Below are 12,531 nucleotides of genomic sequence, written 5' to 3' on the forward strand. Positions count from 1 at the left end.
GCCTATTCTAGAGGCTTTGCACCGTTATGGGGCGTTTTTGCGTTGTCTGCAAATTTGCAGGTCGGTTGTGACTTTAGTCCCCTGGCGGCGCGGGTGTAGCGGTCCATACTCAGGGTTCGCCCTTCAATAACAACAAGTACCGGGTTCCCTTCGATATGAGCTATCAGCACAGCTACGCCCATTCCATTTCCGACCCTGCCGCTTTCTGGGCGGAACAGGCCGCGCACCTGGCCTGGCACCGCAAGCCTGCCGTCATCCTGCAAGACAACCCTGACGGTACCCACCGCTGGTTCGCCGACGGCCGCCTGAACAGTTGCTACCTGGCCCTCGATCACCAGATCGAGCAGGGCCGTGGCGAGCAGTTGGCGCTGGTCTACGATTCGCCAGTCACCGGCGTGCAGCAGGCCTACACCTACAACCAGCTGCGCGATGAAGTGGCGCAACTGGCCGGTTTGCTGCGCCAGCTAGGGGTGACAAAGGGCGACGGGGTGATCATCTATATGCCCATGGTGCCGCAAGCGGCCATGGCCATGCTGGCCTGCGCGCGGATCGGTGCAGTGCATTCGGTGGTGTTCGGCGGCTTTGCCGCCAACGAGCTGGCTTTGCGCATCGATGACGCCCGGCCCACGCTGCTGTTGACGGCATCTTGCGGGCTGGAATTCGACAAGGTGATTGCCTATAAGCCGCTGGTCGACCGCGCCCTGCAGCTGGCCCGGCACCAGCCGCGCAATGTGCTGGTGCTGCAACGACCGCAGGCGCAGGCTGCACTGCACCCAGGCCGCGACCTGGACTGGCAGGCAGCGTTGGCCGGCGCCCAGCCGGTGGCTCCGGTCGAGCTGGATGCCGGCGACCCGCTGTACATCATTTATGGATACCTGCTAACAGTTAGAAGTGATAGAGGCCCCGTAAATCCTGGGTCGTAGGCTTCCTAACAGTTTTTCAAGGTAGGTAACGATCCTGATGAACGGATGCACCCGTTAGCTCCAAGTCCCCCACCAGGCTCCCCCCATCCTAAGGTCACGGTCTGACTGCCAGCGCGACATCCAGACATCGAGCCCAGTCATGCACCTTCAGTGCAAAAGCTAACTCTGGAAGAAAAAGCCCATTGAGCGCTCCGCAGCTTTTAGTGTTATGGGCCAGCTTTTTATTTTACTGTTCGTGCCTAGGAACTTAATCTCGCACAAAACTAAGATGAATTAGTGTGCGTATAATGTTGGGGTGGTCAATTTCAAATTAATAAATAGAGATGGTGTTATGGCTTTGTATTCATTTAGGGCGGAGTGTATAAGTGATGTGTGCAGTTACTTAGGGCTGGTAGGAGGGAGCTTTAGAATTGAGGAGTGCAGTACTAAGCAGGATCCTATATTTCCGGATGTCGACGTGCGCCTCTGCGTCGAAGTAGGGTTGGCGGAACTACGACGTCTAGCTCGTAGAGTTGAGGATGGGCACGTAATTGTGGAGTCTTTGGTGGCTGGATAGATGAGGTATATACAGCTTTCCCTGTCCTTCTTGCGGGCTACAGCTGGAGGTTGCGGGCTATTTAAGTGGCGTGGTAGAGCGCTGGCGATTAAAAGGGCAGAGCTATGCTATAGGGGATTTCTTGAGGAGCGCCAAAGTAGTCACTCGGGATAGATATATTATCAATAAGGGGTGGGCAGAACGCTTGTACAATTTTCAGACGGTTGCCAATCTCAAGGGGGAGCCACGTACGCAGAGTCTGCTTACTTGCGACGGGCTCGCAGCCGCAGTAATCGGAGTCAATATTGGGCTCAATGCTAGAGATGATTTATTTGGCGAAGCTCCGAAGGGCTAGGAGGTGTCCACGCCTGCTGGGTCAACTGCCGTTGTCCACCCCTCTAGCCTAATAACCGTTCGGCACTAGATGTAGGCGCGAGCTGGATTAGGGTGTGACCCGACCAGAAATGCGCCAGGTTGTAAAACTCTGCACCTCCTTCTCAACGCGCTGAAGGATGCTTTTGGAATCGCTCAACTCTTCCAGCGACAGCGCGGTAAGGACAAGCACGCTGCTCAGCTCGACACCCAGGTGATCGCATATCCCTCGCAGTACCGCCAGCGATGGGCTCCTCTTTCCGAACTCGATGTCACTGAGATATTGGGGTGAAACCACTCCGTCAAAATGCGCCTGTGTCCAGCCTCGCTGAAGCCGCATTTCCCTCAAGACCGCGCCCAGCGCCGCTTCGAACCCCATGCTGATGCCTGCTGTAGAAAACAGCTGGCATTAGACGAAGCATGGCGTTAGATTGGAATCAACGATAGGCGATGCTAAGATATATCTTAAGATAGCTACGTGAGGTAGGGCCTTTGTTTGCTGCCGCTCAGCCACCTCGTACCCGTAAATTTGGAGCGTAAATATGAATGACGCCGCAGAACGCGATTTGATTATTAAATACCCGCTTCTGTTCGGTAGCGAGGGGCGTCGTCGTGATGCAGCGGTGTGGGGCATCGGATGCGATGACGGATGGGCAGAGATTTTGAGCGCGCTGTGCTCTGAGATTCAATCATATATTGATGAACAAAATATCGAGCAGGTTCGGTTTTCTTACGTGAAAGAAAAATTCGGAGAGTTGAGGGTTTCCTGTATTTGTGCGGATGAATATGTCTCTTCGTTAGTAAGCAGGGCTTTGCAAGTATCAATTAAGACATGCGAGTGGTGTGGTCAGCCAGGTTCTAGAAAAAGGTTGCAGTCCGACTGGGTTAAGACCTTATGTGAGCCTTGCGAAGCTCAGGCTCTAAAGCGGATTTCTTAATGGATCTATAGGTGGAGCAATGTTTGAAACGCATACAGGAGCCCTCTCGGTTTCTTCTGAACTACCGGATGAGAAATTGCTCGAAATTGATTACGTCTCCCAACGACTTCAGGCAGCTTGGTTTTATATTACACAGCACTACATGAGATCCGGGAGTAGTGATGTGTCAAAAGGTGAAGTTCTGATTGATGATGTGGGTAAGTTGAAGCGGTTTTTGTCTAAAAAATTTACCGGCTCATACACCTACAAAATTGTATTGGTCATTCCTCCGGTTATGAATGGGACTGATGACTGGTCGATGGCTCCCTTAATCGAAATGAATGAAGTGACCTCTGGCTCATTGGCTGAAAAGCGGCATTATATTTACACAGTTGATAACAGTGAGAGGGTCTATTATTCGGCGCAACCGGATGGGGATTGGGAGCGAGGCCCCCAAAAATTGATTTATAAGCGAAGTGCGCGGTGCGAGGTGGCAACATGCTGAATTTGCTTGTCTCTACTAAGATGGTCATGGCTAGCTCATCAAACTCTGTTGCGCTCGCACAACAGCTTTTTTCATTTTACGAGGCTGGAAAAAGCGTTCCAATTCACGAGCTGAAGTCTCTTATTTCCTCTCCAAGGCTTTTCGATGTCTACCTGAAAGACTTTGTAGGTAGCGAGGCAATTTTGGCGGGAGACTCATTCCTCGATCTTCATACAAATCTCGCTGACTCACTTCAGAAAACATATGCAATCACGCTGAGCGATTGGGAAGTGGTGCGTGAGCTATATGTGGAGGTCGACTCATTCCATTTCAGGGATGCAAGTGTAAGTAAAGTTCAAGTTTGGCCCTATGATCCTCGTGGTTTATCTCCCGAGCAGATGAGGCTTGCCGTTGCGGTGAGCTACACCGACTCAGAGCTGCTGGAGGAACCACGGTTGTGCGGAGCACTGAGTAATTTGCTCTCAGAATATAGAGTTGAATTTTATTGGGAGCGAAGAACTTATGACTCCTGATTGATCATTTCTGCGGTGCAGTGGAGGACCTACTGATGGACTACAAAATCGATCCATGTCCTGGCGCCTAAGAATTCCCCAAAAATGCGCATACCGCTTGCCGCGGAAGGGCCCAGATGGGGGCTCAGTTCTCAGGTCAGTGAAGCGTGCCGGAGGGGCGACCCATCGAGCGTTGGTAGTAGTCAGAAATGGCTTGGAAAATCTCTTCAGCCTCATTCTTGTACCGCTGGATGACGAAGGCCGGCGCGCCAGCATCTGTGATGGAGGCTTGTGCTGGTAGCGAAGGTCAGATGCGTTTGTAGGAGTCAGCAATGAAAATAATTGGAAGAGTCGAAGTCGAGGCCGTTACAGACGTCGTGTGTGATATATGCCGTTGCTCCACGCGCACGAATATTGGCGCGCATCAGTTTGGGACCTTACAAGCACATTGGGCCTGTGACACTGCCCATGATGGGGAGCGCGATGAACTACATCTATGTGAGCATTGCTTCTTCAAAACATTGGCTTATCTCAAGCAGGAGCGGCGAACTCAGCATCTTTTCAGCGAGGATGGCCAGGATCTCACCGATAATCTCGGTCTGGTCGCAGATGATGTTTGTTTCGGTGACGTCGGGGTCGATAGTGGGCCTGTTCCGTGACGGCGGACGCCAGGAGGCGATACTTGGATCATTTCTTGGAGGTTGTCACGGGACAGGCCCAGAGCTTCGTTGTCGCACGGTAATCCTGACGATGAGGATGATCGAGCCCGCTTGAAAATACGCAGACACCATCGCCCTTCAATGATGGAGTTTGGAAGATGACTCGGCTGGAGGCTTCCGAATGACCATGAGTACGGCGGAGTACATTTGTACTCTAATCGTCTGTGGGGCGCGAGATCTGGGATTTATACGCTTTTATAGACGATTATAGAGTGATTATAGATTCCAGCATTTCCTGCTCAGGGCTGCCGGAAACTCCGGCCTTCCCTGGGCAGCATCCGAATTTCGGGTGGGACGATCCGTCCGCCCGCAGGCCATCCTCAAGGCAAGCCAAGGTTTTAGCGTTATGCCAGTAATGGGGCGGGGGTTTTGTCGAAACGGTCGACCACCTCGTGTATCTGGGCGGCGAATTGCTCAAGGCCGAGGAGATCGGCCACACCTACGACTACGGGAATTACACCGTATAGGCAGTAGTAGAGTGAGGTGGCAACTTCGTCTGGGGTTCCTGCGCCAACCTTATAATCCCAATATTGTCGGCCCTCTTGGGGTTCTATGTAGTGATCCAGGGATGAGGCGGAAACGTGACCGGCGTTGTCAGACAGAACCTGATAAACGAAGTAAGAGGCCTCCAGAGGACCAAGCGCCGCTAACTCCTTCGGACTGATGAGACTGAGCGACTTTTCGAGCTGGCCTATCGCCGTCTGAAGGGCCTTACGTGCCTCTGGGTCCGTGCTTTGAGTATGAAGGGTTTGGTATCGATTGCGCCGGCTCTTCAAATGGTCATCCCTGAGCATCTGTATGAACTTGCCTTTGTTGCCGTCCATTGCTGAAACAGCGAGGCTGACTTCAATCACTGATCGAGCCATAGCACGGCACTCGACAAACATGCCGCGCTCAGCCATCAGCAGTGCCCCCTGATAAAAGCCTGCTGCTCGCATAAGTAGCCGTACCAGAACAGCTTCCTCACTCATTGAGCTAGTGTGCACGGTATTCACCGCCTCTTGAGCAATCGCCATTATGAGGTGGTTTACGTCTCTGGCGAAACCGAAAAGCTCATCGTTTGCTTGCAAAATGGCAGGTACAGCGTCTTCAACGTCAGTGCTGAGAAAGCCAGCTTTTGGGAGAGACCATTCCATGAGTTCACCTGGCGATTGATGGCTATAGCTAATCCTACCTTGAAACCCACAGTTCGCTACATCTCTGCCAAATAAATTATAGGATTTGGGTGGCTGGAGTCACCATTAATGGCTGACCTATCTGTGAGGTCGACGTGTCATGGTTATAGGCTGAGTAATTGGTTGAACAATATATTATTTGATGTAAATGTAATTGACAGTAGCGATTGAGCAGGGCTGCTTTATTTGAATGTTCTTGACCGGTGCTTATTTGTATGGATTAATTGGGTGAATTTTTAATTATTAGCTGAGGCGTATATGTGGGATTCTGACCAATTTGATCATTCGCTTATTCAAGTGAGTGTAGGTGAGCTTGATGGAGTAGCAGAAGGTGATGCAGAAGGGCTTCTCGCTTGTGGGACGTCTTGCGTTACTGAGAATTACGAGCGCGAAGGGGAGATGGCGTTTTTCAAGTGTGAAATATTTGCGCGAGAAGGAGGGGCTGGATTCAGGGTGGAAAAAACAGTAGTTGTGACAGCTGGAGACTGGGATGGCCAGGTTATTTGGAGTCAAAAGGAGGAGTTTTTCCTGACTTCGAGCTTTGAACCAGCTATGCCTGGTTTGATCCTAGACGAGCTGAGTAGGCGTACCATTAACGAGTATGGGCGTCGTATCCATGCTCATGAGAACGGTGTTGCTTATGAATCTCGTGCTTAATGTGGATTCGCTGAGCCTGGTCAGTAATATACTCAGATCTTGCTGATCCCGCATGAAGGTACCTGGCAAACTATCAACCACAGCGAATTTGAAGACAGGTGGGCCGGGCGCTGCCGGTGTGCCTGCCGAACCTTCCAGAGAATGTGAGCCTCCAATTGGAGCTATTGCATGGCAGCAAATTCGATCCCAACGTAACGCCGCGCAAGAGCCCTCAGGCATGTCGCATTAATTTGCAGTGGCTTCATACCTATTTATGGTCAGAAGATGATTGATGCATACGTCTGGGGGGAACGCAGTCAGGTATGAATGACCGCTAACGACCCAAAGCTGACATTCGCCTACCAGCGTTCCAGTCAGTAGCACGCACGGCTAGCAGTGCTTTCAAGAGCGCTGACAGCAGGCCGAATGTGAACAGGCAGGGTGCGATTGTAGTGACGTTAAGGAAGCCCCACTAAGCCACCAATTCCAGGTGGGTGAGCCAGGGGCAGACGATCCGATCAATCTTTGAATGCTCACGCGATACCTACTTAAATCTCCCACCAGCGGGAGATGGGTCATGAAATGCCGGCCGATGATGTCGACGGGTATTTGGTTTCAAACACGCAACATGTGGACTGCCAGGCCGACCAGAGCGCAGGCAATCAGCACCTGGATCACCCCTCGTTTGAAGCGGAACAAGGCAATCGCTGCCGCTACCGCGATCACAGCGGAAGGCCAATCAAGCGCCCCATTGAAGCCTTTTGGCCAAAGCACGTGATAGCCGAAGAACATTGCGAGGTTGAGGATCACGCCCACTACTGCAGCCGTGATCCCCGTCAGCGGTGCGGTGAACTTCATCTCGTTGTGAGTCGATTCCACCAACGGGCCACCGGCGAGGATGAACAGGAACGACGGCAAGAAGGTGAACCAGGTGACGAGGCTCGCCGCGACTGCACCGGCCAGGAATGGGTGCTCCGCACCGAACATCGGATGCACGTATCCACCGACGAAGCCGACGAAGGCAACCACCATGATCAGTGGGCCCGGAGTGGTTTCCCCCAAGGCGAGGCCATCGATCATCTGGGTTGGCGTCAGCCATCCGTAGTGCCCGACAGCGCCCTGATAGACATAGGGCAGCACAGCATACGCACCGCCAAAAGTCATCAGTGCGGCCTTGGTGAAGAACCAGCCCATCTGCGTCAGGGTGCCGTCCCAGCCAAACGATAGCGTCAGCAGCCCCATGGGCAGGGCCCAGAGCCCTGCACCGACCATCAGCAGGCGTACCAGATGCCCCCAGCTGAAACGGGTATGCTCAGGCGTGGGGGTGTCGTCATCGATAAGGGCCGGGCCATAGCTGTTCTTCGCGGCTCCATGACCACCACCGATTACGAATTTGCTCGGGGCGAAGCGACCACCCACATAGCCGATGATGGCAGCCACCAGCACGATCAGCGGGAACGGCACGTTGAGGGCGAAGATCGCCACGAACGAGGCGCCGGCCATAGCCCACAGCCAGCCATTCTTCAGTGCCCGCGAGCCAATCCGGTGGGCTGCATGAACGACAATAGCCGTGACCGCCGGCTTGATGCCATAGAAGATCCCCGCGACTACCGGTACCTCGCCAAAGGCGACGTAGACCCAGGACAAACCGATCAGGATGAACAGCGAAGGCAGCACGAACAATGCGCCGGCAATCACCCCGCCCCAGCTGCGGTGCATGAGCCAACCGATATACGTGGCCAGCTGCTGAGCCTCGGGGCCGGGCAACAACATGCAATAGTTCAGCGCGTGCAGGAAACGCTTCTCGCTGATCCACCGCCTGCGCTCTACCAGCTCCTGGTGCATGATCGAGATCTGCCCGGCAGGCCCGCCAAAGCTGATGAAGCCCAACTTGAGCCAGAACAGGAAGGCTTCATAGAGACCGATCGGCTGCTGAGTTGCTTGCGATGGCGGCTGTTCACTTACTGCGGAGGTGGTATCAACCATTTTGGGCTTCCTCACTTGCGAAAGCCGTCAGCAGGCCATCGAAGATGCCTCCTGCGACCATTGTCAGTTGATCGTCATCGCCAATGCTCTCTCTCAAGCCAGCGAGGACACGCTCGATACCGGGTGCTTCGGAAGGTTGTACGCCTCCCACATCCAGGTAGTGGATGACGCCTGCCAGGCGTGCCAGGCCTGGCTGCTGAACGGCAAAGCTCTCGATGAGGGTTTCGAAGGAAATCCGCTGGCCAACGTGGCTGAACCGGGCCCCATCAAAATCAAAGCCGAGCGCATCGCTTGGGCAGTCACTGGGACTGTCCAACCAAATGAATTGGGCATCGGCATCAATGAAGCGACGGATCAGCCAGGCACAGGCCAACCGGTCTACCCATGGGCGTTTTCGCGTTGCCCATCGGCGACCTTGGTATTCGCTGCGCTCCAGCTGCTTGATGGCCTCATCGTGCGCACTCGGCTCATCGGAAGACAGTGCTCGGCTAATCGCGGTCTCAAGTTCCTGCAGGGCCGAGTCGGCTTGTGTCTTGAACACACCTGGGAAGAAATCGATCGCTGTCAACTGGCCGAAGGCCTTCCTGAGCTTGCGCACCTGCCGGGCTGTCAGCAGCGCATTCTCCGGGGATAGGTCAGCTCGGCAGCCTGCAATTTCTTCCATCAGCTTGGCGTATTCATCGCTTCTGTCGAATAGCCCGCTGAAGCGCTCCTCGCGTTCAGGCAGCGACAGCAGAAATGCCGTGCCGTTGATGGCCAGCACATCTCGCTCCACCGCTTCGAACGTTTCGCGGCCCGCGCTTTTTTCTGGCAGCAGGTACACACCATCGCGCAGCACAGCTGCACCGGAGGCCTTCAGGGTTCTCCATGCGCGCATACGCTCGGTGGCGTTGGCCGTCGGCAGCCCAAGGATCAGTAACGACCAATCAATCATGTAGAAGGCTCAGCATAAAATGTATCTCTCTCTACATTAAACCAGATTTGGCTAAAAGCAATGGGTATTCATTGACCGTGCTGAGCAGCACGGAATCGCGTTGACCATATCCCCCTGGGGGGGATACGCTGTTGTCGATCTGATGAAGTTCAGGCGATAGAGATCGCCTCCAGCCGTGCACGGAGGTGCCATGCTATTTGTCCTGAAAAACCGCAATTACAGGCACCTGTTCCTTGCTCAGGTGATTGCCTTGATAGGCACCGGCCTGGCGACCGTAGCGCTTGGGCTTCTGGCCTGTGATCTGGCCGGCGCGCAGGCCGGCGCCGTCCTGGGTACCGCGCTTGCGATCAAGATGGTGGCCTACATTGGCGTGGCCCCGATTGCCGGTGCGTTTGCCGAACACTTGCCCAGAAAAGCCATGCTGGTCTCTCTCGACCTGGTCAGGGCTGCCGTGGCGCTATTGCTCCCGTTTGTCACAGAGATCTGGCAGGTCTACGTGCTGATTTTCGTGCTGCAGTCTGCATCTGCCGCGTTCACCCCGACATTTCAGGCCACCATCCCCGACATCCTCCCTGACGAGCGTGAGTACACCCGAGCGCTGTCGCTTTCGCGACTGGCTTACGACCTTGAGAGCGTCATCAGCCCAATGCTCGCGGCAGCCCTGTTGACCGTGGTCAGCTTCCACAGCCTATTCGGTGGCACCGTCGTGGGATTTCTCGTATCAGCTGCAATGGTGGTTTCAGCGGTATTGCCTGTAGCCGTTCGCGGGCCTAAACGGAGCATCTACGAGCGCACGACCAAAGGCCTACGGATCTTCCTGCGTACTCCGCGCCTGCGCGGCCTACTAGCCCTGAACCTCGCAATTGCTGCTGCCAGCGCAATGGTGATAGTGAATACGGTCGTGTTGGTTCAGGCGAAGCTTGGGCTGGATCAGAGCGCTATGGCCATGGCGTTAATGGCTTTCGGTGGCGGCTCGATGGTGGTGGCGCTATTGCTTCCCCGACTGCTTGAACGCCTGGATGATCGTAAGGCCATGCTTGCCGGTGGAGCAGTGCTGGTGGTCGGCCTGCTGATAGGGGCCTTCGTTTCCAGCTATTCGGCTCTGATAGTTCTGTGGGTGGTACTGGGTGCTGGATATTCCCTGGCACTAACGCCGTCGGGGCGTATCTTGCGTAGGTCGTCTTCGGCTCAGGATCGACCAGCGCTATTCGCGGCACAGTTCGCCTTGTCGCATGCCTGTTGGCTTATTACCTACCCATTGGCCGGATGGCTGGGAGCCAGCGTGAACCTGACGTCTGCGTTCGTTGGTCTAGGCCTGCTCGCTGGGGCAGCGTGGATACTGAGCAAATGGATCTGGCATCCCGACCATGAGGACGAGGTGGTGTCGCATCAGCATGACGATCTTTCGGAAGACGATCCTCATGTCGCGGATGGCAAATCTCATGCGCACTCCTTTGTCATCGATGAGCACCACCGGAAATGGCCACGGCGATAGCGCCCTCCATCCTGGGCGGTGGAGGGGCGCCTGGTCGGTGTTATTTCTTCAGTGCCTTCAGCCGCGCACTGGCTTTCTGTACGGCTGCCATCTTCTCCGGGCGTTTCATGCGTTTCCACTTGCGGATTTCGTCTTTCGATCGCCCGCAACTGACACAGAGATCACCTTTCAGCTGACAGAGTGAAATACAAGGATTCTCGATCGCTGAAGCCATTGTTGGGTTACCTGTGGCACTGGACTCTGATGCGAGCGTGCGGGCAGCAACTGCGACCCGCATCCACATCAGGCCTGATGGACTTCGACGGTCAGATGCCGTACTTCATGAACTGGTAGCAGTCGTTCACGAATGCTTGAGACGCTTGTTTGAGCGTGGCCAACAACACTGACGATCGCTGCGTGAGCGTCGGGCCCGACACGCCAGACATGCAGATCGCAGATGCGGACGTCACCCGGCTGCTCAATGAACTCGCGGATTTCCTGCGCCACGTGATCATCGGTTTTGTCCAAAAGAACACCGGCGGTCACTTTCATCAGGTTCCATGACCAACGACCAATTACAACAGCGCCTACGATACCCATCACCGGGTCGAGCCAGACCCAGCCCAGGAATTTGCCTGCCAGCAGGGCGACAATTGCCAGAACCGAGGTCAATGCATCGGCAAGGACATGTACATAGGCCGATCGTAGATTGTTATCGCCGCTGCTATGTCCGTGGCTGTGTCCATGATCGTGGTGATGGTGGTCATGAACGTGATCATGGTCGTGCCCGTGCCCGTGCCCGTGCCCGTGACCCAGCAGCAGCGCACTGACAATGTTCACCAGCAAGCCTACGACGGCGATAGCAATGGCCGTGCCGAACTGCACTTCATTCGGTTGGAACAAGCGGACGACCGACTCAGCACCGACTGCCAGGGCAACAAGCCCCAGGATCAGCGCCGAGGCAAACCCACCCAGGTCACCAACCTTCCCAGTACCAAAACTGAAACGTGAGTTGGTGGCGTGCCGCTTTGCGTATGCATACGCGGCTGCCGCGATACCGAGCGCACCGGCGTGCGTAGCCATATGGAAACCGTCGGCCAGTAGAGCCATCGATCCGGTGATGTAGCCGGCGGCAATTTCACCCATCATCATCACAACGGTCAGTAAGACCACCCAAAGCGTGCGCTTTGCATTCTCTTCGTGGGAGGCGCCAAGAAAAACATGGTCGTGGATGGTAGCTGTCGTGCTCATTGCTTGGGTGTCCGAGGTCATTTTGAGTAACGCTGAATGGCTTCCAGGAGTTCTTCCACTCCCTTGCTGCGCTCTTCGTCAGTGAGAGAAGGGGCAGCCACGTGCGCCCTGGCGTGATCTCTGATGATCTCGTCCAGTAGCCCATTCATCGCGCCACGCGTCGACGCCACCAGAAGGAGGGTTTTAGCGCAGTCCTCATCTTCCTGAAGCGCTTTTTCGATTGCTTGCACCTGTCCAGCAATGCGTTTGACGCGTTTGAGCAGCGCGTCCTTGTTCGATGCGAGATGGCCCATACCATACCCCCCCTATGTATATTGTCGCGAAGATTGTCATACCCCGGCCCCCTATGCAAGGGGCAGCAGTCAGCAGACGTTATTTGGAGGCGAACGGAGCGACTGACAGACCTGTCAACCGTTGTCCTGAGGTAGGTAAAAATTGAGCCATCCTTGGCTCTAGTTGGACGTCAGTCGTGAGCGTGACCATGGCCCGCGCTGTCGCCAGTGGCCTCAGGCTCGGCATCGCCGCATGCGACAAGCAGACCGAGAAGACCGATTACGGCGAGCGAACGTAGCAGTTTGATAGTCATGTCTTGAGTTCCACAGTGGTGCAATCA

At 54.9% G+C, this 12,531-nt stretch carries 13 protein-coding genes and 1 pseudogene; 7 read left to right on the plus strand and 7 right to left on the minus strand.

The window, feature by feature from the left end; all coding sequences use genetic code 11:
• Positions 1–155: 155 nt before the first annotated feature.
• Positions 156–869 (plus strand): annotated as a pseudogene (locus ACK1VC_RS12465) (AMP-binding protein); the annotation flags it as partial.
• Between the two features lie 1,031 nt (positions 870–1,900).
• Here the strand turns inward: ACK1VC_RS12465 and ACK1VC_RS12470 are convergent.
• Positions 1,901–2,209: a helix-turn-helix domain-containing protein gene (locus ACK1VC_RS12470; protein ID WP_033740654.1), complete on the minus strand. Its 309-nt coding sequence runs from the start codon at positions 2,207–2,209 to the stop codon at positions 1,901–1,903.
• 163 nt (positions 2,210–2,372) lie between these two features.
• Between ACK1VC_RS12470 and ACK1VC_RS12475 the strand changes: the two genes are divergently transcribed.
• The 4 genes from ACK1VC_RS12475 (at position 2,373) to ACK1VC_RS12490 (ending at position 4,402) form a co-directional block, all read left to right on the plus strand.
• Entirely contained in the window at positions 2,373–2,768 is a 396-nt protein-coding gene (locus tag ACK1VC_RS12475) for a hypothetical protein (protein WP_125855459.1), read from the plus strand.
• A 19-nt stretch (positions 2,769–2,787) separates the two neighbouring features.
• Entirely contained in the window at positions 2,788–3,252 is a 465-nt protein-coding gene (locus tag ACK1VC_RS12480; protein WP_028699633.1) for a hypothetical protein, read from the plus strand.
• Entirely contained in the window at positions 3,246–3,764 is a 519-nt protein-coding gene (locus ACK1VC_RS12485) for a hypothetical protein (protein ID WP_053092298.1), read from the plus strand. Before ACK1VC_RS12480 ends, ACK1VC_RS12485 begins: the two co-directional genes overlap by 7 nt.
• A gap of 311 nt (positions 3,765–4,075) precedes the next feature.
• Positions 4,076–4,402: a hypothetical protein gene (locus ACK1VC_RS12490; protein ID WP_028699632.1), complete on the plus strand. Its 327-nt coding sequence runs from the start codon at positions 4,076–4,078 to the stop codon at positions 4,400–4,402.
• Between the two features lie 404 nt (positions 4,403–4,806).
• Here ACK1VC_RS12490 and ACK1VC_RS12495 read toward each other — a convergent pair whose 3' ends face one another.
• Entirely contained in the window at positions 4,807–5,598 is a 792-nt protein-coding gene (locus ACK1VC_RS12495) for a DUF5677 domain-containing protein (RefSeq protein ID WP_028699631.1), read from the minus strand.
• A gap of 297 nt (positions 5,599–5,895) precedes the next feature.
• Between ACK1VC_RS12495 and ACK1VC_RS12500 the strand changes: the two genes are divergently transcribed.
• Complete coding sequence (locus tag ACK1VC_RS12500; protein WP_028699630.1) at positions 5,896–6,294, plus strand: hypothetical protein; 399 nt, start codon at positions 5,896–5,898, stop codon at positions 6,292–6,294.
• 594 nt (positions 6,295–6,888) lie between these two features.
• On the opposite strand, the gene chrA is transcribed toward ACK1VC_RS12500, so the two are convergent.
• The gene (gene chrA / locus ACK1VC_RS12505) at positions 6,889–8,259 is read right to left on the minus strand and encodes a chromate efflux transporter (protein ID WP_028700057.1); all 1,371 of its coding nucleotides are present in this window, start codon (positions 8,257–8,259) and stop codon (positions 6,889–6,891) included.
• Complete coding sequence (locus ACK1VC_RS12510; RefSeq protein WP_139813918.1) at positions 8,252–9,193, minus strand: chromate resistance protein ChrB domain-containing protein; 942 nt, start codon at positions 9,191–9,193, stop codon at positions 8,252–8,254. Before ACK1VC_RS12510 ends, chrA begins: the two co-directional genes overlap by 8 nt.
• A gap of 190 nt (positions 9,194–9,383) precedes the next feature.
• Here ACK1VC_RS12510 and ACK1VC_RS12515 point away from each other — a divergent pair, with 190 nt between their 5' ends.
• Positions 9,384–10,688 carry an MFS transporter gene (locus ACK1VC_RS12515; protein ID WP_049277359.1) on the plus strand — a complete coding sequence of 435 codons (1,305 nt, stop codon included), beginning with the start codon at positions 9,384–9,386 and terminating at the stop codon, positions 10,686–10,688.
• A 40-nt stretch (positions 10,689–10,728) separates the two neighbouring features.
• On the opposite strand, the gene ACK1VC_RS12520 is transcribed toward ACK1VC_RS12515, so the two are convergent.
• The 3 genes from ACK1VC_RS12520 to ACK1VC_RS12530 form a co-directional block, all read right to left on the minus strand.
• Complete coding sequence (locus ACK1VC_RS12520) at positions 10,729–10,902, minus strand: DUF1289 domain-containing protein (protein ID WP_028700060.1); 174 nt, start codon at positions 10,900–10,902, stop codon at positions 10,729–10,731.
• Between the two features lie 68 nt (positions 10,903–10,970).
• Entirely contained in the window at positions 10,971–11,939 is a 969-nt protein-coding gene (gene dmeF, locus ACK1VC_RS12525) for a CDF family Co(II)/Ni(II) efflux transporter DmeF (protein WP_197884571.1), read from the minus strand.
• Positions 11,936–12,211, minus strand: coding sequence for a metal/formaldehyde-sensitive transcriptional repressor (locus ACK1VC_RS12530; RefSeq protein ID WP_028700062.1), 276 nt, complete (start codon positions 12,209–12,211; stop codon positions 11,936–11,938). Before ACK1VC_RS12530 ends, dmeF begins: the two co-directional genes overlap by 4 nt.
• Between the last annotated feature and the right edge of the window lie 320 nt (positions 12,212–12,531).

It is taken from the genome of Pseudomonas sp. XP2, assembly GCF_053557975.1.